Origin of the sequence: Streptomyces sp. NPDC088252 (genome assembly GCF_044740965.1) — a bacterium.
Classification (GTDB): domain Bacteria; phylum Actinomycetota; class Actinomycetes; order Streptomycetales; family Streptomycetaceae; genus Streptomyces.
On the sequence record NZ_JBIURS010000046.1, the window covers coordinates 12,770 to 36,225 of the forward strand.

The window sequence follows — 23,456 nt, forward strand, 5'->3', positions numbered from 1 at the left end:
GCGCGTTCATGAACAACCCTCCAACCCCCGGCCGTGTGCGCCGGGCACGGGAAGCCGCAGGGACCGGAGCGGTGGTGGCCCTGGCCTCGCTCGCCGCCATCGGCTGCCTCTCCGCCTGGACCACTGCCGGATACGCGGGCAGCCCCGCGAAGATCGAGGTACGGGAAGCCCGGGTCCTGCTGCCGGTGATACCCGGGCAGAACACCAACGCCTATTTCCGCGTCGCCAACACCGGCGGCGCCCCGGACCGGCTCCGCTCGGCCACCTCCACGGGCTCCTCGGCCGCCGAGCTGACCGTGCACCGCATGAACACGGCGAACGGCGCCTACCGCGAGCGCTCCGGGAGCGTGGACATCCCGGCCAAGGGGGAAGTGGAGATGTCCCCGCACGGCTCGGCGGTGACCCTCCGCGCCGACCCCTCGTGGCGTCCCGGGGACTGCGTCACGTTCACCCTCGACTTCCAGCGGTCCGGGAAAATCACCGTGGAAGCCACCGTCCGGCCGGTCACCCTGGGCTCCACCCCCTGAAGCCGAGGCAGGCGACCCGACGTAGCACCGGTATGCCGCCATCCCACAGCAGAACTCCGGCGGGGCGGGAACTCGGCAGCGCTTCCATCCGACTTATCAAACAGCCTGGTGGCTGATGTCGTCGGTGACGGCAGCGCATTTCCGTCGGCGCTGCGCACTTTCGCACCGTCGGCCCCCGGGCGGCGGCGGGGCGTTCACCCGGCCGGATGGAGACCGCACCGGTTTTCTGCTCGCCCGAATTCCCGCCCTCGTGCGCGCATACGCCATGACCGATTTACCGGAGGAGATTTCCGTGCAGGTCGCGATCGTGCTCTATCCCGGATTCACCGCGCTGGACGTCATCGGCCCCTACGAGGTCCTGGGACGCCTTCCGGGGGCCGAGGCCGTCTTCGTGGCCGAGAATCCCGGCCTCGTGACGAACGACCTGGGCAGTCTGTCCATCGATGTCGTGAGGCACCTGAACGAGGTGCCCGCTCCCGATGTGGTCTTGGTCGGGGGAGGCCCCGGGCAGGCGGACCAGATGACGGACGGAGCTCTGCACGCCTGGCTGCGTACGGTCGACCGGTCCGCGACCTGGATGACGTCGGTCTGCACGGGATCACTGGTGCTGGCCGCCGCCGGGGTCCTGTCCGGCCGCCGGGCGACGAGCCACTGGGGGGCGTTGGACCAGCTCACCCCGTTCGGAGTGACGCCCACTCCGGAGCGTGTGGTCATCGACGGCCACTACGCGACCGGTGCCGGCGTCTCGGCCGGCATCGACATGGCCCTGACGCTGGCCGGCCGAATCTCCGGCGACGACGTGGCCCAGGCCGTGCAGTTGCTCATCGAGTACGCCCCTCAGCCGCCGTACGACGCCGGAAGCAGAGAGACAGCCTCGGACCGGGTCGTCGACACCCTCTTCACCGTTTTCGGCCCCGATCCGGCGAAAAAGAGCGACTGAGCCCGGCCGCTTTCCCGACGGGCGCGGTTCCGATGAGCTTTTCGGCCACGGCGGGAACTCGGCCGGACCTCCGTTCGACTTTTAACGCGAAGTGGCCACCAACCCTCGATGAGGCCGCTGCCGCGAAGGGCGCGCCTTATGGTCCAGACCTTCGCGGCATGGGCGGGAAGGAATGCGTGATGCAGTCGACGGACGAACAGTTCGCCCTGATACGTGAGGAGTTCGGCCCCGACTCGCTGGCGCGGGTGGAGGAGATGATGGCTCCGGGAAGAATCCCGAGACATTCCCTTCAAGCGGGCGCCAAGTGGATTCTGCCGGGGATATCCCAGCAGCCCTGGCACGATCCGCGCAGCGATCCGGCCATCGCCTCGCTCGTGGACGCGCTGGAGAACGCGCACGGCACGATTCGGTCCGAGCACGAGCGGGCCTGGCGGACGCGGCGTACGGCGTTCTCGGACTACGAGCACTACCTGGCCCGCCAGGACGACTGGCAGTCCCTCTACCTCTACCAGGACGGTCGACTCAACCCGGAGTCGGCGGAGTTGGCCCCCACCGCCTTCGGCGTCATCAGAGACGTCGCCGTCGCCGACGGTCTCATCTGCCCGCTCCTGGAAAGCCACTTCTCCACGCTGCTCCCAGGCTCCCGCATCGCCCCGCACAGCGACCTGTGGAACTTCAGCATCAACCTCCACTTCGCCGTCGACATCCCGGACGACTGCGACATCACCGTCGCCGGTGAGACGCGCACCTGGGAGGAAGGCCGTTGCCTGCTCTTCGACTACTCCTTCGACCACCACGCGGAGAACCGCGGTGACCGCCCCCGGACCTGTCTTCTGGCCGACCTCTGGCACCCCGAGACGACCGAGCCCGAACGCCGGTGGCTGACCGTCCTGGTAACGGAGGTACGCAAGCTCCTCGCCGACATGTGACCCCACGCCACGCCCCGCACCCGTCCGCCCACCGGCGCCCGGCGGGACGCTCCTCCGCCCCGTTCCGCTTCCGCCGTCGGGGCGATGTCAGACATGCCCGCACGCACCGCTCCGGCCGTACGCCGGGCCCACACCCAGAAGGGGACGATCATGTCCGCGACCGCCGCCGAGCCGACGGCAGGGCGCCGACGCCTCGGCCTCCCCATGGTCGTCCTGGCGCTCGCCCAGCTCGTCATATCCCTCGACTACAGCATCGTCTACGTGGCCCTCCCCGAGATCGGCGCGGGACTCGGGTTCTCCGACCACGACCTCCAGTGGGTGGTTAGCGCCTACGTCGTCACCACGGGCGGCTTCCTGCTGCTTGGAGGGCGCGCGGCCGACCTTCTGGGACGCCGCCGCATGTTCGTCCTCGCCACGGCGATCTACGCGGCCTCCTCCATGATCGGCGGCCTCGCCCAGTCGCCCGGCGTCCTGCTCGCCGTCCGCGCGGCCCAGGGGATAGGCGGCTCCCTGCTGTTCCCGGCCACGCTGTCGCTCATCAACACCACGTACGCCGAAGGGCCCGTCCGCAACCGGGCCCTCGCGATCTGGGGCGCCGCGGGCGCGGGCGGCCTGTGCTTCGGCTCGCTGCTCGGCGGCGTCCTGGTCCACGCGTACGGCTGGCCCTCGGTGTTCCTGGTCAACGTCCCCGTGGCCCTGGCCCTCGCCGTGCTGGGGCGGCTGCTCTTCCCGGCCGATCCGCCCCGGGACCGGACCCGCCGCTTCGACGCGGCCGGGGCGCTCACCGCCACCGCCGGGCTCACCCTGCTGGTCTCCCTGCTGGTGTACGCGCCCGCCACGGGCTGGACGCGCCCCGCGTCCCTGGTCGCCGCGGCGGCCGGGTTCGTCTCTCTGGTTCTCTTCGCCGTCGTCGAGCGCCGAGCCACCGATCCGCTGATGCCCGTGCGGCTCTTCCGGCACCGGGGGCTGGTCCTGGCCACGGCGATGGCGGCCCTGTTCAGCGCGACGTTCAGCTCACTGCCGTACTTCCTGACCCTGTACTTCCAGGCCGTGCGCGGGTACGACGCCTTCGTCACCGGGCTCTGCTTCCTGGTCCCGGCCGTCGTCGTCGCGGCGGGCACCCAGGCCGGGCCGCCCGCCGTCGCCCGGTTCGGGGCGCGGAGTCTGCTGGTCGGCGGGCTGGCGGCCGGTGCCGTCGGCGCACTCGCCCTGGTGCCCGCGGTCGCGGCGGACGGCTCCTACCTCTCGTTGCTGCCGGGGATCGTGCTCGTCAGCCTGGGCCAGGGCTCCGCGTGGACGGCCCTGTGGATCGCCGCCGCCTCGGGGGTGGCGCCGGGCGACCAGGGCATCGCCTCCGGGATCGCGTCCACCTCGCTCCAGGTCGGTGGTGCCGTCGGCCTCGCGCTACTCGTCGCCGCCGCGTCCGGCATCGGCCAGCAGTCCTCGGCGTCGGACCTGCTCGACGGCATCCGGACCGCGTTGTTCGCGATGGCCGGGGCCCTGGCGCTCGGCGCGGTCGCCGCCCTCGCGACCCGGAGGGCGACCGCCCCGTGAACACCCCGACACCCACGCCCCCAGCACTCACCAGGAGAACCATGTCCGCGACGTCCGCCGGGCGAACCGACCGGACAGCCGTCCTGTGCGGCCTCGGCGGATGGCTGCCCCGGCGCCGGGTCGGCAACGATGAGCTGGCCGCCCGGCTCGACACCGACGACGTCTGGATACGGACCCGGACAGGCATCCGTTCCCGGCACCTCGCCGCTCCCCACGAGGCGACCTCCGACCTGGCCGTCGCCGCCGGCCGCCGGGCCCTCGCCAACTCCGGTACGCCGGAAGCGGACGCCGTCGTCGTAGCCACCACCACCCCGGATCGCAGCTGCCCCGCCACGGCTCCGCTGGTCGCCGCCCGGCTCGGGCTCTCCGGGGCAGCGGCCTTCGACATCGGCGCGGTGTGCACCGGGTTCGTCTACGCCCTGACCGCCGGAGCGGGCCTGGTCACTTCAGGGGTGGCGGACCGGGTCCTGGTCATAGGCGCCGACGTGTACTCCCGCATCGTGGACCCGGACGACCGACAGAACGCGGTGGTGTTCGGGGACGGAGCCGGGGCCGTCGTCCTGCGCGCCGGGCACGCCGACGAAGCCGGCGCCCTGGGCTCCTTCGACCTCGGCAGCGACGGCGACCAGGAGGACATGATCACCGTCGCGGCCGGGGGCTCCCGCCTCCCCGCCGACCCCGCCCTCACCTCGCACGCCGAACGCCACTTCGCGATGCGCGGCAAGAAGGTCTTCCGGCACGCGCTGAGCAGGATGACGGAATCGGCCCGCACGGTGCTGGACCGGGCCGGCCTGACCGTGGACGATGTCGACCGGTTCGTGCCCCACCAGGCCAACCTCCGCATCCTGCGCACCGTCGCCGCCGACCTCGGCCTGCCCGCCGACCGCTGCGCCACCCACGTCGAGACGGCCGGGAACACCGGTGCTGCCTCCATCCCGCTGGCCCTCGCCCACGACCACGCGAACCGGGCCTTGCGACCGGGCGGCCGCGTGCTGCTCACCGCCTTCGGAGGCGGCCTCACCTGGGGCTCCTGCCTCCTCACCTGGCCGGACCTGCCACCGGCCGCCGAACCTGCCCACCAAGAAGAGGAATCCGCCCCGTGACCGCCACCTACGAGCAACTGGTGTCCATCCTCACCACCCTGCACGACGCCTCCGCCGACCACATCCGGCCCGAGGCGACCTACGCCGACCTGGACGTCGACTCGCTGACGATGGTCGAGATCAGCATCCACATCGAACGCCACCTCGGCGTCACCGTCGATGACAGCGAACTCGTCCCCGACCTCACGCTCGGCGCGACCGCGGAGCTGATCGACGCCCGCCTGGCCGCCTGACCCGGCCCGGCCCACACCCCACCACCACGTAACGAGGAGCACCATCGTGCGCGTCACCGACCACACCGCCACCGCCATCGGGGCCTCCGTCGAGGACTTCGACCACACCACGGCCTCGGAGAGCGACATCGCGGCCCTCAAGGAGACCGTCTACCGCCGCAAGATCGCCGTCCTCAAGGGGCAGGACCTCTCCCCGCAGGTGTTCCTGGAGCTGGGCCGTCGGCTGGGCCGCCCGGAGACGTACTACGAGCCGATGTACCAGCACCCCGAGGTCTCCGAGGTGTTCGTCTCCTCCGACGTCCCCGAGAACGGCAAGCAGATCGGCGTCCCCAAGACCGGCAAGTTCTGGCACGCCGACTACCAGTTCATGCCCGACCCGTTCGGCATCACCCTGATCTACCCGCAGGTCATACCCGCCAAGAACCGCGGCACGTACTTCATCGACATGGGCGCGGCCTACGAGAGGCTGCCCCAGGGCCTCAAGGACGGGATCGAGGGCACGCGCTGCCTGCACTCCGTACGCAAGTACTTCAAGGTCCGCCCGCACGATGTCTACCGGCCGTTGTCGGAGATCATCCAGGAGGTTGAGGAGAAGACGCCCGCCGTCCGTCAGCCCACCGTCTTCACCCACCCCATGACCGGTGAGCGGGTGCTCTACCTCAGCGAGGGCTTCACCGTCGCGATCGAGGACGAGAAGGGCAAGCGGCTCGACGAGGAGCTGCTCCAGCGGCTCTTCGAGGCGACCGGGCAGCTCGACCGCGACTTCGCGCACGAGAACATCCACCTCCAGAGCTTCGAGCAGGGCGACCTGCTGGTCTGGGACAACCGCAGCCTCATCCACTGCGCCCGGCACACCACCACGCCGGAGCCGACGGTCTCCTTCCGCGTCACCGTCCACGACGAGCGCAAGCTGCACGCCGGTCTGGAGCCCGCGTGACCGTCACCGGCCCCGCCCCGCTGCGGACCTTCGCCACGGACGAGGAACTGCTGCCCCGGGTGCTCACCCCGTACAAGCTCCACTGCCGCTATCTGCTCACCGCCGAGGTGTCCGCCCCGCCCGACGGACTCACCCAGGTGCGGGGGACGTTTGCGATCCCGGAGTCCTGCTACATCGACGACACCGGCCACCTGAACGCGGTGGAGGTGAACATCGCCTACAACCAGATGATGTATTACCTCGTTGCCAAGTCGGTGAAGGAAGGGCTGCTGACCGGCTTCGAGAGCTGGACGCTGGAGGACTTCTGGCGCCACCAGTTGCCCGACATCCTCATCGCCCGCTTCGCCTCCCGCTTCCAACGCCCCATCGACGCGCGGGACTTCCACGGAGAGATGGCGTTCCGCACCGTCGAACGGCGCTCGCCGGGCGGTAAGCCGCTCCTCATGGCCACCACCGCCTACCGCTACGGCGACGCCCAGGGCGGCCGGTGCGACGGTGACGCCACCCTCGCCTTCGTCAACATCACCTGACCTCCCCGCCCGCCACCGCGGGCCGGTACCGGACGGACATCACGCATGGCATCCCCCGACAGCCCACGACCGGGCGCCCGGCTGCACCACGGGCTCACCACACTCGTCGACACCGCCCGCTTCCACGCCGGACACCGGCCGGACACCCCAGCCGTCATCTGCGGCGACACCACCCTCACCTACGCGGATCTGCACCGCGAGAGCAGCCGCACCGCGCGGGCGCTGCGCGCGGTCGGCCTCAAACCAGGGGACCGGGTCGCCTACCTCGGCAAGGAGTCCGAGCGCTACTACGAGATCCTCTTCGCCTGCGCCAAGACCGGCACCGTCCTCGTCCCCGTCAATTGGCGGCTCACCACACCCGAAGTGAGCCACATCCTTGAGGACTCCGGCACCCGGCTCCTCTTTGTCGAGGAGGAGTTCCGGCCCGTCGTGGACGGCATGCCCGCCGCGGCGGCCGAACACGTCGTCGGCCTCGACACGGCCGAGGGGTACGCCACCTGGAAGGCCACCGGCGCCGGAGCCGACGAGGCGTATGCGGCCACCCGCGACACTCCGGTGGCCCAGCTCTACACCAGCGGTACCACCGGGCTGCCCAAGGGGGTCGTTTTGGCCCACCGCAGCTTCTTCGCCGTCGCGGACGCCATGGCCGAGGCCGACGTCGACTGGATCGACTGGCGGGCCGGGGACGTAGCGCTGATCGGCATCCCCGGGTTCCACATCGGCGGACTCTGGTGGGCCACGCAGAACTTCAACGCCGGAACCACCGTCGTGGCGATGCCCGCCTTCGACGCCGCTCGTGCGGTCGAGCTGATCCACCAACTCGGCATCACCACCGCCTGCGTGGTCCCGGCGATGCTGCGGATGATGCTGACCCGGCCCGGCGTCACCCCGGCCGACTTCGCCACCCTCCGCAAGATCGTCTACGGCGGATCGCCGATCTCCGAGACGCTGCTGGAGCAGAGCCTGGCGGTGTTCCGCTGCGAGTTCGCCCAGATCTACGGGCTCACAGAGACCGGCAACACCGCCGTGTGCCTGCCTCCCGCCGTCCACGAACCCGGATCGCCCCTCATGCAGGCCGCGGGCCGCCCATACCCGGGCGTGCGCGTCCAGGTGATCGACGACCACGGCACCGTACTGCCGCCCGGGGCCGTCGGCGAGGTCTGCCTAGCCACACCGGCGCACATGGTGGAGTACTGGAACCTCCCCGACAAGACCGCCGAGACCCTCGTCGACGGCTGGATATGCACCGGGGACGCCGGCTACGTCGACGAGGACGGCTATGTCTTTGTCCGCGACCGGATCAAGGACGCCATCCTCGTGGCCGGGGAGAACGTCTACCCGGCGGAGATCGAGAACGTCCTGGAGTACCATCCCGGGGTCGCGGAGGCCGTGGTCGTCGGCGCGCCGGACGAGCGGTGGGGCGAGTACGTCCACGCCTTCGTCGTCCCCGCAGACCGGGGCGGCGAGCCCCTGCGCGCCCGTGACCTGCACACCTTCCTCACGCCCCGGCTGGCCGCGTTCAAGCTGCCCGCGAAGTACGAGTTCATCGACCACGTCCCCCGTAACCCCAGCGGGAAGATCCTCCGCCGCGAACTGCGCGACCGGTTCTGGGACGGCTCCGACCGCAAGGTCAACTGACCTCCGCCCACCGGGAATCGCACACCGCGCACAGAGGAAGGATCACCATGCCCGCAGCCCTCACCCTCCAGCAGTTCCGCGCCGATCTCGCCGAACTGCTCTACCAGGAGCCCGAAGAGGTCGACCTGGACGACAACCCCGTCGGCGCGGGGCTCGACTCCCTGCGCCTCGTCACGCTCACCGAGCGCTGGCAGGAGTCCGGCATCGACGTCTCCTTCATGGACCTGGCCGGTCTGCACTCCTTCCAGCACTGGTGGCAGCTGCTGGACGAACGGCAGCAAGAACGACAGGAGGCAGGACGCCATGGCGACGCCTGAACACATCCCGCGACACCACCCGTTGCTCGGCGCCCAGGAGGGGATCTGGACCGGGCACCAGCTCGACACCTCCAGCCCCGCCTACAACACCGCCGAGTACGTGGTGATCGAGGGCCCCGTCGACGTGGACCACTTCGAAGCCGCTCTGCGCCGGGCGGTCGAGGAGACCGAGGCCCTGCACTGCGTCTTCATGGCGGACGAGGAGGGCCGCCCCTGGCAGGTCGACACAGCCACCCCCGAGTGGCACCTCCACACCGCCGACCTCTCCGAGGCACCCGATCCCCACGCTGCGGCGCTGGCCTGGATGGACGAGGACATCGCCTGCCCCGCCGACCTGACCCACGGCCCGCTGTTCGGCCACGCCCTGTTCCGCCTGGCTCCCGACCGGCACCTCTGGTACCACCGCGTCCACCACATCGCGCTGGACGGCTTCGGCCTCTCCCTGGTCGCCCGCCGCGTCGCCGACCTCTACACCGCCCTCGTGGCCGACAGGGAGCCGGGCCCGAGTGGCTTCGGCACGCTCGCCTCCGTACGCGAGGAGGAGGCCGCCTACCGTACGTCCGAGCAGTTCGCCCGCGACCGGGACCACTGGCACCGCCGCTACGCCGACCGGCCCCACGTCGCCACCCCCGCCGGCCGCTCCGCGCTCCCGGCCGCCTCCTTCCTCCGGGACACGGCCGATCTCGACGCGGGGACCACGGCGGCGCTGCGGGCCACCGCCCGGGCCCTGAAGGTGTCCTGGTCGGAGATCCTGCTCGCGGTCACTGCCGCCCACCTCCACCGCGCCACCGGGGCACCGGAGATCGTGCTCAGCGTGCCCGCGATGGGCCGCTTCGGCTCGGTGTCCCTGCGCGTGCCCGCCGTGGTCCGCAACGTCCTGCCGCTGCGGGCTCCCGTCGGCCCGGACGACAGCCTGCGCACCCTGGTCGCCGCCGTTTCCCACGAGGTGCGCGCCGCCCTGCCGCACCAGCGCTACCGCTACGAGCAGATCCGCCGCGACCTACGGCTCGTCGGCGGCGGCCGACGCCTCTCCGGACCCGGCGTCAACATCATGCCGTTCGCTTACGACCTGCGCTTCGCCGGACACCGCAGCACCGTCCACAACGTTTCGGCCGGCCCCGTCGACGACCTCGCTTTCAACGTGTACGACCGCTCCGAAGGCACCACACTGCGCTTCGCCGTGGACGCCAACCCCGACCTCTACACCCCCGCCGAGGTCGCGGGCCACCGCCGTGCCCTGTTCGAGCTGTTGACGGCAGCCGTCGCGGTGCCGGAACACCCGCTCTCCGCGCTCGCCCCGTCCCCGCCGACACACGGGCTTGCACTCTCCGTCCCCGTGCTCGAAGGAGACCCGCTTCCTGCGCCACCGCGCCCCGTGCTGTCGCTCATCGCCGACCACGTGGCCCGCCGGGGCCGCGCGGTGGCCGTTGAGGAGGGCGAGAGGTGCATCACGTACGCCGGCCTCTTCGGCGAGGCCCGCCGCACCGCTCGGCGGCTTGCCGGACACGGGGTGGACCGCGGTGACCTGGTGGCCGTGGCCCTGCCCCGGGGCATCGACGCCGTCACGGTCCTGCTCGGCATCCTGGCCGCCGGGGCCGTGTACTGCCCCCTCGACCCGAGCGCTCCGGCGGACCGGATCGCCGCGCTGCTCACCTCTGCCGCGCCGGCCCTCGTCGTCACGATGCAGCGGTACGCCCACCTCTTCCCGGACCGCGAGATCCTGCTGCTCGACACCCCGCCGGACGCCGAGCCCGCCGAGCCCCAACTTTCCGCCCTCGGCCCCGACGACCTCGCTTACGTGCTCCACACCTCCGGCTCCACCGGGCAGCCCAAGGGCGTCGAGGTCGAGCACGGCGCACTGGCCCACTTCGTCGCCGGGGCTGGGCTCCGCTACGGGCCCCGACGCGCCGACCGGGTCCTGCAGTTCGCGCCCCTCCACTTCGACACCAGCATCGAGGAGATCTTCCTGACGCTGTGCTCCGGCGCCACCCTGGTGATCCGTGAGCCGGACATGACGGACTCGGTGCCGCACTTCCTCACCGCATGCGAGCGCCTGGCCGTCACCGTCCTCGACCTGCCCACCGCGTACTGGCACGAGCTGGCCTACGCGCTGTCCACCAAGGCGGGCACTCTGCCGGGCACGGTGCACACCGTGATCATCGGCGGTGAGGCGGCCCTGCCCGAGCGAACTACCCGCTGGCGCAAGGCCGTCGGCACGCACGTACGCCTGGTCAACACTTACGGGCCGACCGAGGGAACGGTGGTCGCCACTGCCGCCGACCTCCACGACCCCGCCCTTGCCACCGACGACACCCCGGTCGGCCGCCCCCTGCCCGGCAGCCGGGTCGCTCTGATCGACGGCGAGCTGTACCTCCTGGGTCCCGCGCTCGCCCACGGCTACCGCCACCTGCCCGAGGAGAGCGCCGAGCGGTTCGTCCGGCTGGACCGCCTGCCCGGCTCGCCCCGCGCCTACCGCACCGGCGACCTCGTGGAGCTCGGGGCGGACGGGCTCCTGCGCTACCTCGGCCGCGCGGACGACGAGTTCAAGATCAGCGGCCACCGCATCCAGCCGGCGGAGGTGGAGAGCGCCCTGCTCTCCCACCCCGGCATCAGCGACGCCGCCGTGATCGGCCAGGTGTTGCCCGACGGCACCCGCAGGCTCACGGCCCACCTCGTCCCCGCTGACGCCACGCCCTCGCTGTCGGCCGTACGCGACCACCTCAAGGCCCGGCTGCCCGCGCCGATGATCCCCACCTCGCTCGCCTTCCTGCCCCGCCTGCCCCGTACAGCCTCCGGCAAGACCGACCGGGGGGCCCTCCTCGCCCGGCTTCCCGCCCAGCAGGGCGGCCCTGATGAGGCTGCTGAGGACCGGACGCTGACCCAGGCGGTGACCGGCGTCTGGCGGCAGGTCCTGGCCTGCGACGACCTCAGCGAGCACGACGACGTCTTCGACCGCGGGGCCCAGTCCCTCCAGGCCATCCAGGCAGCCAACCGCCTGGCGGCGGAGCTGGGCAGGGAGGTGAAGGTAGCCTGGCTCTTCCAGCACGCCGCCCCCGCCGCGCTCGCCGCGTTCCTCAACAACGGCACCGCCTTCTCCCCTCACTTCCCAACCGGCTCCGCACTGCCGCCTTCCTTGACCGCCGACACCACACTGGATCCGACGGTCCGTCCGGGAGCGGAGAAGGCCCCGTGGCCGCCCCGAAGAATCCTGCTCACCGGGGCCACGGGCTTCGTGGGCACCCATCTCCTCGCCCAGCTCCTGCGAGCGACGGACGCCGAGGTGATCTGCGCCGTACGGGCCCAGAGCCCCGAAGCCGCCCTGGAACGCGTCCACTCCGCGCTGGAGACGGCCGGCCCGACGCTGCCCCCGGACCAGCACCACCGCGTGACCGCGCTCCCGGCCGACCTCTCCCGCCCCCGTCTGGGCCTGGGCGAGGAACGGTGGAACACGCTCGGGTCCACCGTCGACACCATCCTCCACAACGGCGCGGCCGTCAGCGTCCTCCGCGACTACGCCGCGCTCCGCCCGGCCAACACCGACTCCACCCATGACCTGCTGCGGCTGGCGGCCCCCCGCCGCATCCCGCTGCACTACGTCTCCACCTTCTCGGTCGGACCGCCCCGATCCCTGAGCGCGGAGTTCACGGAATCGTTCCTCCCCGCCCACGAAGGGCTGCGCTACGGATACCAGCAGACCAAGTGGGCCTCCGAACGCCTCCTGGAACAGGCCGCCGAGCGCGGTCTCCCCGTCACCGTCCACCGGCTCGGCCGCGTCGTCGGACCGATCGGCACGGGCAGGGTCAACCGCCAGGACTTCCTGTGGACCGTCCTGCGCGCCGGAATCCCCGCGCGCCTTGTCCCCGACCTCTTCACGGAAGAGTCCTGGACCCCGGCCGACCGGGTCGCCGCCGAAATCGTGGCGACGGGTCCCGGCACCCACCACCACGCCGCGGTGGTCCACCACCACGCGGGAACCCCGGTGCGCCAGGCGGAACTGCACGAGTGGTTGCGCGCGTACGGCTACGCGGTCGAAACCCTGCCCCTGGACACCTGGCGGGAGCGGATACCCCAGGACACCGAGGACGCCTCCGCGGTCCTGGCGTTCTTCGGCTCCCTGCCCGAGCCCTCGGCCGGAACGGACGGAGACCTCGCCCTGGCGACCGTTCGGGCGGATCACGTAGGCGCGAGCCTGGCGGCGGCGGACAGCCCCTGCCAGCCCGCCCACCCGGCGATCGACCGGGCGGCCTTCTTCCGGCAGCTGGACCACTGCGTGGCCCAGGGCGAGCTCCCGCCCCCGACTTCCCACAGGTCGCAGGAGCCGGGAACTGGCCCCGAGCCCCGTCCGACTCTTGCTACGAACCCCGGCCATGGGCCGGCCTCGAACTAGGAGCACACATGTCCACCAAGCGGATCGCCGCCCTCGGAGTGATAGCCGTCGTCGGCCTCGCGACCGTCGGATGCGGGGACTCGTCGGACGGGAAGACCGCGGCGGCCGAGAAGCCCGCCGCCTCCTCCTCGGCCGACGGCTACCCGGTCACGCTGGAGAACTGCGGGGTGAAGCAGACCTTCACCAAGGCCCCCAGCCGAGTGGTCGTCATGAACGGCGCCTCGGTCGCCGAGGTCTCCACGCTGGTCGCCCTCGGGCTCAAGGACCGCATCGTCGTCAACCAGCAGACCTACGGCCTGTCCGAAGTCCCGGGGCGAGCCGACGAGATCAAGGCTCTGCCGAAGGGGGACATCAAGCTCAACGACGCCTTCGACATCCCGCGCGAGGCGATGCTCGCCCAGCGCCCCGACCTCGTCCTGTCCACCACCGCCTACGGCTTCGACGCCAAGAACGGCTTCGCCACCCGCGACCAACTCAAGCAGGTCGGCGCCAACAGCTACATCTCGCCGCAGGGCTGCGACCAGGAGACCTCCAAGATGACCATGGAGGACAGCCGGACCCTGCTGCGCGACATGGGCAAGATCTTCGGTGTCAGCGACCGAGCCGAGAAGCTGATCGCCGAGTCCGACAAGCGGATCGCCGAGGTCGCCAAGAAGGTCAAGGGCGAGAAGAAGCCCAAGGTCATGGTCCTCTTCTCCAACATGAGCATGGGCGGCAACGACTTCAGCTCCGTCGTCGCCAAGGGCATCTACAACGACATCCTCTCCAACGCGGGCGGCACCAACGCCTTCGAGAACGCCGCCAAGGGCTCCTTCGCCGACCTCAGCAAGGAGAAGGTCGCCGCCGCCGACGTCGACGCCCTCGTCGTCATCAGCTACAACGACCCCGACCCGACGGCGTACGCCAAGAAGCTGCTCAAGGAGTTCCCCCAGTGGACGGCCGCGAAGAACGACGCGTACGTGGTGCTGTCCGACTCGATCTACCTCGGCCCCAGCAACGACGTGGCCGTGGAGAAGATCGCCAAGACGCTCCACCCGGACGCTCTCTGACCGGGCTCCGGCTCTCCCTGGGCGTCGCCGTCCTGCTTGCCGCGCTGATCGCCGCCATGATCACGGCGATCAGCATCGGCGCGGTGACCATACCGGTCGCCGAAGTCTGGAACATCGTGGCCCACCACCTCACCGGGCACGGGGCCACCGACGACCCGGCCCTGGACCAGATCGTGTGGAACTTCCGCACGCCCCGCGTCCTGCTCGCGGCCCTGGCGGGCGCCGGGCTGGCGGTGGCCGGCGCTGTCCTCCAGACTCTCGTCGCCAACCCGCTGGCCGACCCGACCGTACTCGGCTTCTCCTACGGGGCCTCCTTCGGCGCGGTCCTGGTCATCACCCTCGGCGGAATCGGCATCGGAGGCGTAGGAGTGGCGGGAGCGGCCTTCCTCGGCGCCCTCGCCACCGGGGCGGCGGTCTTCGCCCTGGGCCGCCGCCGAGGACGCCTGGCCCCCACCCGCCTCGTCCTCGCGGGCGTCGCGGTCGGCTACGTCCTGCTCTCCGCCACCAGTTTCGTCCAGCTCTGGGCCACCCCCACCGAACTGCGCACGGTCATGTTCTGGATGCTTGGCAGCGTCGCCGGAGCCCAATGGAACCAACTGCCCGTCGTCGCGACGATCGTCCTGACCTGCACCGCCCTGCTCGGCCTCTTCGGACGGCAGCTCAACGCCGTCCTGGCGGGTGACGAATCCGCCACCGCGCTCGGCGTCGACGTCAACCGCCTGCGCGCCGTCCTGCTGGTCATCACCGCCCTGCTCACCGGCTCAGTCATCGCGGTGGCCGGCGGCATCGGATTCGTCGGCCTGATGATCCCCCACCTCGTACGCCTCACCGTCGGCGCCGACCACCGGCGGCTCCTCCCGCTCACCGCCCTGCTCGGAGCCGTCTACCTCGTCCTCGTCGACCTCCTCTCCCGCACCCTCATCCGCCCGAACGAACTGCCGCTCGGCATCCTCACCGCCCTGCTCGGCGCCCCGTTCTTCGTCTGGCTGCTGCGCCGCAACAAGGGCTTGGACACCGTATGAAGCTCACCGTCGACCAGGTCCACGTCGAACTGGAAGGCACACCCGTCCTCCAAGGAGTCGACCTGGAAGTCCTGCCCGGAACCGTCGTCGGACTCGTCGGCCCCAACGGCAGCGGCAAATCCACCCTGCTCCGCACCGTCTACCGTTCGCTGCGCCCCACCAAGGGCATCGTGAAAGTCGGGGAGGACGACGTCTGGCGCCTCGCCCCCCGCACCGCCGCCCGTCGTACCGCCGCCGTACTCCAGGACCCGGCGGGTAGCACCGGGGGACTGTCAGTGAAGGAGATCGTCGAGCTGGGCCGCACGCCCCACCACGGACTGGTCGGCCGCGAAGGCCCTGACGACCGCCTCGCCGTCGCTGACGCCATCGACCGCTGCGGCATCCGCCCCTTCGTCACACGTGAGTACGCCTCCCTCTCCGGAGGCGAACGCCAACGCGTCCTCCTTGCCCGCGCCCTGGCCCAGCAACCGCGTCTGCTGGTCCTGGACGAACTGACCAACCACCTCGACATCCGCGCCCGCTTCGTACTCCTCGACCTCATCCGCTCCACCGGCGTCAGCACCCTCGCCGTCCTCCACGACCTCGACCTCGCCGCCCGCCTCTGCGACCTGATCGTCGTCCTCGACCACGGCACAGCAGTCGCCGCTGGCCCCGTACTCGACGTCCTCACCCCCGACGTGATGCGCGAGGTCTTCGGAGTCGAAGCCACCACCACCCGGCACGAGGACGGCATCGTCCGGATCGCGTACGCGGCGCAGCCGGTCGTGCAGGCTGCGAATTCGCTTCCGGAGCATGCAGATTCCGGACGTGGTCGGCTTGATCAACGAAGCGGTCTTTACGGCAGAGCCAGTACTTCGGCAGTGGCCTCTCGACGGGCTCGTGGGGCACGGTGACCGGACGAGAGCCCGTGGTACTTGCGCTTCAAACGCTCTTGCTCGTACATACAGTTCCCGGGACGTCTTGTCGAGGAAGGTGATTCGGGCGATGTTGCGCTCAGCGCGGTCCAGGGCCGCGTCGTCGCCGAAGAGGGCGACCACTGCCGTATTCCAGGCCAGTATGTCCATGCGTCGGCCCATCACCACCGCCGGCATGTCCACTAGATCGTCCAGCAACCGCTGGAACATAGGGCGCACGTGTTGCGGTCGGGTCTGGCCCCGGGGAACGTGCCGGGCGGCGGACTGCGGTCGGGCGAGGCGATGCAGGTGCCGGGTGGCATCCCCGTCCAGCCGCAGTGCGCGGGCGAGGGCGTCGAGTTCCGCGCCCGAGGGGTTAGGCACGCGGCCCCGTTCCATCCGGGTGTAGTAGTCGACGCTCACTCCGGCGAGTTGCGCGATCTCCTCGCGGCGCAGGCCTGTGACCCGGTGCCGGCCGCCGAAGTCCGGCAGGGCAACGTCTTCGAGGTGCAGGAGGGAGCGGCGGGTGCGGAGGAACTCGCCCAGCGAAAGACGGGGCTGGTCGGGCACCGACCAGCAACCGGCGCAGCCGACTGTAGTCAGATGACCACAGGCCGGAGTTGCGGCGTGCTTCGGGAACCCGCAGGCTGTATCTGGCAAGCGACCTTGATGAAGCAAAGAGGTGATCAGGTTGCAGGACCACTCGCGCCCGGTCGACCCCTCGAAACATGGGTGCGGGGGACGCGTGGCGCCTCAAGGGCCGGTACCCCGGTGAGTTCCGTTGCGATACTCCAACGACCGCCCCAGCGCGGGACTCAGGCAGACGGAACTGGCTTTATGTCCCAGTCGGACTCCGGATCAGGCGCCCGGAGTACTTCTTTGCGGCACACGCTGCGGACTCCCCTCTCGCTCAGTGGTGCCCGTTGACGGTCTGGCCCGAAGCGGCCCACGTGGTCGAAGTGTATGACCACCGGTTGCCCCAGCCCACCACCCACCACCCACCACAGGGAGCCACAGCATATGGACGGAAAGCACAAGATACTGGCTGCACTGACCGGAAGTGCGCTGACAGCCGGACTCACTGGCCTGGCCCTCGGGCCCACCGCCACGACACCTGCTCATTCCCCAACCCTGCGCGCCGCCGCCGGGCCCTCTGGGATGTCGGTCGTGGAGTGGAACCGTGAGCTCATCACCGTCCTGAGCGATCCGAAGGCCCAACCGCCCACCATCCACCCCACGCGCAGCTTCGCGCTCCTTCAGGCTGCCGAGTACGACGCGGTGGTATCGGTCACCCGGACCGGCCCTGCCTACTTGTTCTCGGTATCGGCGCCGCGAGGCGCCCGTGCAGACGCCGCAGCGGACCAAGCAGCCCACGATGTGCTGGTGGCCCTGTACCCGGCCAAGCGCGCAAGCGTGGAGCGACGGCTGAGCAGCCAGTTGTCCGCGATTCCCAACGGCCCCGGCAAGCAGGCGGGCATTCGCGTGGGAGCCGAGGTCGCCCGCAGGCTGATCAGCCTGCGATCCCATGATGGGTCCTCGACCAAGCCGCCGCCGTTCAGTCCCCGCAACGTGGCCGGCGGCTACCGGCCCACACCGCCCGCCTTCCCCACACCGGTGTTCACCAACTGGGGCTCGGTCAAGCCGTTCGTGCTTGCCAAAGGAAGCCAGTTCCGCCCGCCGCCGCCGCCGGCCGTCAGCACCGCCGAATACGCCACAGCCTTGAATGAGGTCAAGAGCCTGGGGAGAAAGACCAGTACCACCCGCACTCCCGATCAGACCGCAGCCGGGAAGTTCTGGGCGGCAGCGCCCGTCTGGAACGTCTGGAATCAGATCGCGCAGGGCCTCGTCACCTCCCAGCACGCAAGCCTGGAGAAGGCGGTGAAAGTCTTCGCCCAGCTCAACCTGTCCCTCGCCGACACCGCGATCGCGATGTACGACGCCAAGTACACCTACCGCGTATGGCGGCCCGTGACCGCCCTCCGGCTCGGTGGTACGCACTACAACCCGCGCATCGTTGGCGACCTCAACTGGACCCCCCTGCTACCGACCGCCCCGGATCCGTCCTACCCCGCCGCCCATGGCGCTCTCAGCCAGGCGGCGGCAACGACCCTCACCAGGTTCTACGGTGCGCAGCACCACCTCGTGGTGACGTCGAAGGGCGTCACCCGAACCTTCGCCAGCTTCCAACGCGCCGCCACCGAAGCGTGGCTCAGCCGGATATGGTCCGGCCAGCACACCGCCATCGACAACAGGGCAGGCCAGCAACTCGGCACGCAGGTCGCCGGTTTCGTGGCGCAACACATCTGACTGCCCGCACCCGTGCAGCGTCAACGCGCCGTATGGCTGTGGCCAAGAGCCAGCTGTACCCAGCGTATCGGGTACAGCTGGCCCGAACATTGTGCTAACCACGGGCTTTCATGTGCGCTGAACCTTCCCCTTGATCGTGGACACCTGGAGACTGGGACATGAGAGCCCAGAGGAAGCAGTGCCAGGTGGGGCAGATGCACGGCCGAGCAGGATTCGACCTCCTCCGTCACCGCGTCCTCCTGCAATAGGGAGAACGCACCGTCACCACCGACTACGGAACAGAGCCGAACGATTTACAGTCCCCGAGCTGACTTGCGATGAGCTGGCCTACGTGCTCCTTGTGCTCGGCCACCCGATCCCGGCCGACGCCATTGCGGAGATGGAGCGATGCGAGCGCCCCGTGACCGTCGACGACCTCGTAGCGATCGCCTATGCACTCGACATGACCCCCGCGGTGCTGCTGGCGCACATCCCCATCGACATGCCGGAACCCGAGGGGCCTGTCGGCACAGGACTTCCCGGTGACGTCGACCAGGCCGAGCTCCGCGCCTGGATCGAGGGAAAGACCGCGCTCGACCGCGAGTCGCGGGTGCGCTGGTGGGAAGAGCGGGCCAGCCGACTGAGAGTCCGGTCGGCACACCATGAAGAGCAACTGCAGGGCGCGTACGCAGAGCTGCACGAGCTCGGTGAACTGGCGCTCCAAGAGGCGGACGCCCCGCCCGTGCAGCGCCTGCAGTGGCGCATCAAGGACGGCGAGCACGCGCTCAACCAGTCCTCCATCCCCGCCGGGACGGCCGAACCGGCCCAGGAGCACGTGCGGTTGCGGGGAACCTGGCGGCCGGTCACCTCCGCCCCGCACATGACCCTCGCCGTCCTGGCCGCGCCTGACCCCGAGGACCACGCCACCCGCTGGTGGTGGGTGGCGCAGGACAACGTCCACGTCCTTCAGGACTGGGACGCCGTCGGGCTCCGGGGCGGCGCCTCTTGCTCGGTCACCTGCGACACCCTCGTCCCCCCCCGCGACCACACCGTCCGCCTCACCGAGCCCGCCGCGTTCGATGAACCGCTCTACCGCTTCTCCCTGTACGGGCTGATGGCCGCCTGTATCGCCGCCGTCGTCCAGGCCACGGCCGCGCACGCCCTGGCCGCCTTCCGGGAACCGGCCACGGCCGCCACCCCACGGCACGCGGCGGCAACCCTCGCCCACATCGGGCCTGTCCAGGAGACGTACGCGCGCGCCGCCACCCGGCTGTCGGCCGTAGCCGCGCACGCCGACTCCACCGTCGAGACCGCCTGGAAGGCAGCGGAGAACGGAACGGTCCACGGCGCCGAGCGCGCCGAGCTGCGGGCCGTGTGCAGTCACGTTTTTGGCGCGCCGGTGAGGTGTGCAGCATGCCGTTGAGCGGGTCAAAGCTGGTGGCGCCGTAGAAGTAGCCGAGGGAGATGTGTGGGTGGTCCGTGCTCGGCAGCACCGCGTGTTCACCGCGCTCCCGCCCACGGCGGAGAAACTTCGGTCGGCGGCTCAGCCCCTATCGATCTTGGTGACGACCGTGCTGCACACCTTGTCGGCGAAGGCTTGCTTCTTGCTGTCCCACAGCGGCCAGAGCCAGCCGAGGTAGCACGCAAGGCTGTCCAGGAAATGCGCGAGCTTGCGCACGAATGCCATGCCGAAGCCGAGCGTGCTGCCGTCGGCTTCCTGGCGCAGGCTGATGCCAAGGACCTTCTTGCCAGTCGTCTGACCGGTCGCGCCCTCCTTGTAGAGCTGGAAGATGCCCATGCTGAGGGCGTAGATAAGGCCGATCACGAAGAAGGGCCCAGGGCCGGCGTTCGCCGGATCGTCGCTCTTGGCGAGATCGACGAACCCTAGTGCGTACAGCGGACCCGCGATGATGAGCGCATCGACAAGGAACGCCCCGACGCGTTGTCCCCAATGGGCCAGCGGTGGCAGCCCTGCCCCCTGCAGGCCGGGCATTCCGGCCGACGGGTACGCCCCGTACGGATCCTGCGCGTACTGTGGGTAGCCGTACTGCGGGGGCACGCCTTGCGGCGCCTGATGCGGATATCTGGACTGGCCTTGCGAAGGCTGCTGGTCGTAGAGTCATTGTCAAGATCTGTGGATCGGGCCGGGCTGAGACGGCTTGGGGGACACCCTGATCTTCTCGCCGTGCCAGGTGACCTCGTGCAGGCCCAGTCGCTGGTAGAGGGCCTGGGCTCTCTGGTTGACGGCAAGGACGTCAGAGCGAGGTCCGGGCCCTGCCGGCGGGCATGCTGTAGGAGTACGCGTCGCTCGGAAGACCCCGAGCGGCCGGTCACCGCCACCATGCCGGATGTCATCGGCGGCAACGCCGGGCGTGCATACGAGCAGATGAGTTCCGAACTCGACATGACCTTCGAGGACGCGAGCGGACAGGACCGTCCGGTGGACGACCCGGCTGAGTGGAAGATCTGCAACTCCCAGCCGGGCCCGAACCAGCAGATCACCGATTTCCCCGTTGTCTTCGGCGTGGTGAGAGCTTCGGAGAGTTGCAAGGACAAGACGCCGAAGTGATGTGTCCAAGGACGTCAGCGTTCCACCACGGTCTTTCATGCTGAGCATCGCGGGACTGGTGGGACGACCCACAACGATAGAGGACACGGCATCTGAACTGGTCAGACTTTCCACCGTGCGCGTCAGGGGAGGTTGTAGGTGACCACGGCGCGGGCCGGGAAGCGGAAGTAGTCGTTGACCGTGGGAGAGCGCTCGACCATGACGTCGACGCTGGACCCGGTGGCGCTTGTGGAGTGATAGATCCAGACAGGGCCACGCAGGGGAGAGCCGCACAGACCATCCGGGAGCTCGATCTCGTCGTCGGCGACCGCTTTGGTGCCGTACTTCTCATCGAACAGGGGCTCGCCATCCGGGAGGATGCCGGCACGGTGAAGGTAGTCCGGTATCTGGCCGCTCACGAAGGTGACCTCAGCGCTGCCGTTCCGGGTGAAGTAGTGGACGTCGGAGGCGCCGGCGGGGATCGACGCGCCCCCGGCGTGGATCACGCCTGGCAACTGTACGTCGCTTCCCTCGCATGCCCGGACGTCGCCGAACGGGTGGAACAGTTCATCCTGGAACAGCCAGATGATCCCTCCAGCCAGCACCGCCAGGACGAGTACGACGATCCCCAGGCACGACAGCATGCGCCACAGCCCGGCCCCGCCGTCAGGCGCACCGCTCACGTTTTCTGGAAACGGCGTCCCTCCCTCCTCGCCCACCCAGTCCCCGCCCCTGGTCTCCGAACCGGCACTCCAGGAATCACTCATGAACGCCCCCTCGGTCTGCCTTGCATACCGGCACGGGCAGCATATGCCAGTGATCAACCAGACCGGCACTGGAGTATGCGCCACGTCGAGGAGACACCGTGCCCAAGGCGCGCCCGAAGGGGCCGTCTTCGACATGTCCACTCGCGCCCCTCCCAGGCGATCACCCCACCCGGTCCGACCAGGGCCTTGGCCTCGGTGGGAGGCTTCCGCTCTTCCTTCCAGTCAGGCCGCGTGACCTTCCGGGCGTTCGACGAGGTGTCCGCGTTCGAAGCGGGATCCGGCGCGGACGAGAGCGACGAGGTGGGGTGCGGTGATGGCGCGCCAGCGCGCCTGGGCGGACTCGACGAGTTTGAACACCATCGCCAGGGCCGCGGCTGGGCTGCCAGCCCCGCGGGTGACTTTGGTCCTCAGCTTCACGGTGCTGAAAGTGCTCTCGATGGGATTTGTCGTGCGCAGGTGCACCCAGTGCTCGGCGGGGAAGTCGTAGAACGCGAGGAGCTCGTCGGCCTCGGCGGTGACCTTCTTGGCCGCTTTCGGCCACTTCGCTCCGTAGGCGCGCTCGAAGTCCTTGATCGCCTTCTCGGCGTGGTCGCGGCCCTCGGCGTTGTAGATCTCCTGCAGGGCCCTCTTCGCGCCGGGCTGAGCCGGCTGCGGTAGCGCGTTCATGACATTGCGGACCTTGTGAACCCAGCACCTCTGGTGCCTGGCCTGCGGAAATACCTTTGCGAGCGCCCTCAACAGGCCCATCGCGCCGTCACCGACCACGAGTTCGGGATCAAGCATGCCGCGTCGGCGGCAGTCCCGCAGCAGATCCGCCCACGATTCGCTCGATTCACGCAGCCCCTCGGCCAGCGCAATGAGTTCCTTGCGGCCGTCGGGGCGCACGCACATTAGGACCAGGACGCAGGAATGGGCCTGGCCGAGGCGGACCTTGGGGTGGACACCGTCGGCCCACACGTAGACGTAGTCGGAATCCGACAGGTCGCGGGCCTGGAAGGCAGTGTGGTCGTCGGTCCACTGCTTCGTCAGCCGGGTCACCGTCGCCGGCGAGAGGCCGGCCGAGGAACCCAGGAACTGCTCCATCGCGGGCACGAAATCCCCGGAGGACAGTCCGTGGAGGTAGAGCAGGGGCAGGACCTCGCTGATCTTCGGGGACTTGCGGCACCACGGCGCGAGGATCTTCGACGAGAACCGCTTGCGCTCACCGGTCTCCACGTCGACGCGCTTGTCGTTCACGCGGGGCGCCATCACCGCGACCGGCCCGGCGGCGGTGGTCACCGTCCGTTCACGATGATGACCGTTGCGGACCACCAGACGGCGGCCGACCTCGTCCCGCTCACCAACCGACTCCGCTATGTACTGGTTGACTTCGGCCTCCAGGGCCGCGGCGAGCATCCGCCGGGCACCCTCGCGGACGGATCCGGTCTCCGTGGTTCCATCGTTGTTGACTACGCTGAGCACGGGCGTGCCTTCCCAACCCGCGGTGCAACGCAGGTCTACTCGGTGACCATCAATCGATCACTCGGGAAGGTACGCCCTCCGCGTTTCGCGAGGCACCTCTCCCAAGACCGATCCACAGGTCCTGAGCATTGCTCCTGGGCGTAGGGGTTGTTCGGGTCGCCGAAGCTCATGGCAAAGTCTCTCTAGGCCTATGGAACGACGCGATCTGAGCGGAGGGACGTTCCGCAGCACGAGCGGTTTGCCCCCGTTATCTTTTTCGCGGTCCTGCAACGGGACCGCCGGCCTCCGGGCCCGGTATGACTGTGTCCCCCTGTCGAACGGATGGCCTGGGGGGT

At 69.9% G+C, this 23,456-nt stretch carries 20 protein-coding genes and 1 pseudogene; 17 read left to right on the forward strand and 4 right to left on the reverse strand.

Annotation, left to right across the window (positions count from 1 at the left end):
- The first annotated feature begins 8 nt into the window (after positions 1-8).
- From ACIOHC_RS42095 to ACIOHC_RS42160, 14 genes are all read left to right on the forward strand, one after another.
- The gene (locus ACIOHC_RS42095; protein ID WP_365693813.1) at positions 9-527 is read left to right on the forward strand and encodes a copper chaperone PCu(A)C; all 519 of its coding nucleotides are present in this window, start codon (positions 9-11) and stop codon (positions 525-527) included.
- Positions 528-819: 292 nt separating this feature from the next.
- Positions 820-1,467, forward strand: a complete 648-nt coding sequence (locus ACIOHC_RS42100; protein ID WP_365693815.1) for a DJ-1/PfpI family protein — start codon at positions 820-822, stop codon at positions 1,465-1,467.
- Positions 1,468-1,646: 179 nt separating this feature from the next.
- Positions 1,647-2,396: an aspartyl/asparaginyl beta-hydroxylase domain-containing protein gene (locus tag ACIOHC_RS42105; RefSeq protein ID WP_365693817.1), complete on the forward strand. Its 750-nt coding sequence runs from the start codon at positions 1,647-1,649 to the stop codon at positions 2,394-2,396.
- A 150-nt stretch (positions 2,397-2,546) separates the two neighbouring features.
- The gene (locus ACIOHC_RS42110) at positions 2,547-3,950 is read left to right on the forward strand and encodes an MFS transporter (RefSeq protein WP_365693837.1); all 1,404 of its coding nucleotides are present in this window, start codon (positions 2,547-2,549) and stop codon (positions 3,948-3,950) included.
- 41 nt (positions 3,951-3,991) lie between these two features.
- On the forward strand, positions 3,992-5,053 hold the full coding sequence (locus ACIOHC_RS42115) for a beta-ketoacyl-ACP synthase III (protein WP_351084274.1): 1,062 nt from the start codon (positions 3,992-3,994) through the stop codon (positions 5,051-5,053).
- Positions 5,050-5,286 (forward strand): acyl carrier protein, encoded by a 237-nt coding sequence (locus ACIOHC_RS42120; protein WP_351084272.1) that lies wholly within the window; start codon positions 5,050-5,052, stop codon positions 5,284-5,286. Before ACIOHC_RS42115 ends, ACIOHC_RS42120 begins: the two co-directional genes overlap by 4 nt.
- A gap of 46 nt (positions 5,287-5,332) precedes the next feature.
- Positions 5,333-6,223 carry a TauD/TfdA family dioxygenase gene (locus tag ACIOHC_RS42125; protein ID WP_365693821.1) on the forward strand — a complete coding sequence of 297 codons (891 nt, stop codon included), beginning with the start codon at positions 5,333-5,335 and terminating at the stop codon, positions 6,221-6,223.
- On the forward strand, positions 6,220-6,753 hold the full coding sequence (locus tag ACIOHC_RS42130) for an FcoT family thioesterase (RefSeq protein WP_351084268.1): 534 nt from the start codon (positions 6,220-6,222) through the stop codon (positions 6,751-6,753). Before ACIOHC_RS42125 ends, ACIOHC_RS42130 begins: the two co-directional genes overlap by 4 nt.
- Positions 6,754-6,798: 45 nt before the next feature.
- On the forward strand, positions 6,799-8,391 hold the full coding sequence (locus ACIOHC_RS42135) for a long-chain-fatty-acid--CoA ligase (protein WP_365693823.1): 1,593 nt from the start codon (positions 6,799-6,801) through the stop codon (positions 8,389-8,391).
- A gap of 47 nt (positions 8,392-8,438) precedes the next feature.
- The gene (locus ACIOHC_RS42140; protein WP_365693825.1) at positions 8,439-8,708 is read left to right on the forward strand and encodes a phosphopantetheine-binding protein; all 270 of its coding nucleotides are present in this window, start codon (positions 8,439-8,441) and stop codon (positions 8,706-8,708) included.
- Positions 8,695-13,095, forward strand: a complete 4,401-nt coding sequence (locus ACIOHC_RS42145) for an amino acid adenylation domain-containing protein (RefSeq protein ID WP_365693827.1) — start codon at positions 8,695-8,697, stop codon at positions 13,093-13,095. Before ACIOHC_RS42140 ends, ACIOHC_RS42145 begins: the two co-directional genes overlap by 14 nt.
- A gap of 8 nt (positions 13,096-13,103) precedes the next feature.
- Positions 13,104-14,144, forward strand: a complete 1,041-nt coding sequence (locus ACIOHC_RS42150; RefSeq protein ID WP_365693829.1) for an ABC transporter substrate-binding protein — start codon at positions 13,104-13,106, stop codon at positions 14,142-14,144.
- Between the two features lie 56 nt (positions 14,145-14,200).
- Positions 14,201-15,166 (forward strand): FecCD family ABC transporter permease, encoded by a 966-nt coding sequence (locus ACIOHC_RS42155; protein ID WP_401846726.1) that lies wholly within the window; start codon positions 14,201-14,203, stop codon positions 15,164-15,166.
- Positions 15,163-16,059: an ABC transporter ATP-binding protein gene (locus ACIOHC_RS42160; protein ID WP_365693831.1), complete on the forward strand. Its 897-nt coding sequence runs from the start codon at positions 15,163-15,165 to the stop codon at positions 16,057-16,059. The genes ACIOHC_RS42155 and ACIOHC_RS42160 overlap by 4 nt, the downstream gene beginning before the upstream one ends.
- Before the next feature lie 30 nt (positions 16,060-16,089).
- Here the strand turns inward: ACIOHC_RS42160 and ACIOHC_RS42165 are convergent.
- A pseudogene (locus tag ACIOHC_RS42165) lies at positions 16,090-16,629 on the reverse strand (helix-turn-helix transcriptional regulator); the annotation flags it as partial.
- A gap of 450 nt (positions 16,630-17,079) precedes the next feature.
- Here ACIOHC_RS42165 and ACIOHC_RS42170 point away from each other — a divergent pair.
- Both ACIOHC_RS42170 and ACIOHC_RS42175 read left to right on the forward strand, forming a co-directional pair.
- Positions 17,080-18,366 carry a vanadium-dependent haloperoxidase gene (locus tag ACIOHC_RS42170; RefSeq protein ID WP_365693833.1) on the forward strand — a complete coding sequence of 429 codons (1,287 nt, stop codon included), beginning with the start codon at positions 17,080-17,082 and terminating at the stop codon, positions 18,364-18,366.
- 331 nt (positions 18,367-18,697) lie between these two features.
- Positions 18,698-19,768: a hypothetical protein gene (locus ACIOHC_RS42175; protein ID WP_401846728.1), complete on the forward strand. Its 1,071-nt coding sequence runs from the start codon at positions 18,698-18,700 to the stop codon at positions 19,766-19,768.
- 120 nt (positions 19,769-19,888) lie between these two features.
- Here the strand turns inward: ACIOHC_RS42175 and ACIOHC_RS42180 are convergent, their stop codons facing one another.
- A complete protein-coding gene (locus ACIOHC_RS42180; RefSeq protein WP_351084246.1) occupies positions 19,889-20,404 on the reverse strand; it encodes an RDD family protein in 516 nt (171 codons plus the stop codon).
- A 141-nt stretch (positions 20,405-20,545) separates the two neighbouring features.
- Here ACIOHC_RS42180 and ACIOHC_RS42185 point away from each other — a divergent pair, with 141 nt between their 5' ends.
- Positions 20,546-20,914, forward strand: coding sequence for a hypothetical protein (locus ACIOHC_RS42185; protein WP_401846731.1), 369 nt, complete (start codon positions 20,546-20,548; stop codon positions 20,912-20,914).
- Between the two features lie 122 nt (positions 20,915-21,036).
- Here ACIOHC_RS42185 and ACIOHC_RS42190 read toward each other — a convergent pair whose 3' ends face one another.
- Positions 21,037-21,612, reverse strand: coding sequence for a hypothetical protein (locus ACIOHC_RS42190; RefSeq protein ID WP_351084242.1), 576 nt, complete (start codon positions 21,610-21,612; stop codon positions 21,037-21,039).
- 270 nt (positions 21,613-21,882) lie between these two features.
- Positions 21,883-23,121, reverse strand: a complete 1,239-nt coding sequence (locus tag ACIOHC_RS42195; RefSeq protein ID WP_401846733.1) for an IS256 family transposase — start codon at positions 23,119-23,121, stop codon at positions 21,883-21,885.
- Between the last annotated feature and the right edge of the window lie 335 nt (positions 23,122-23,456).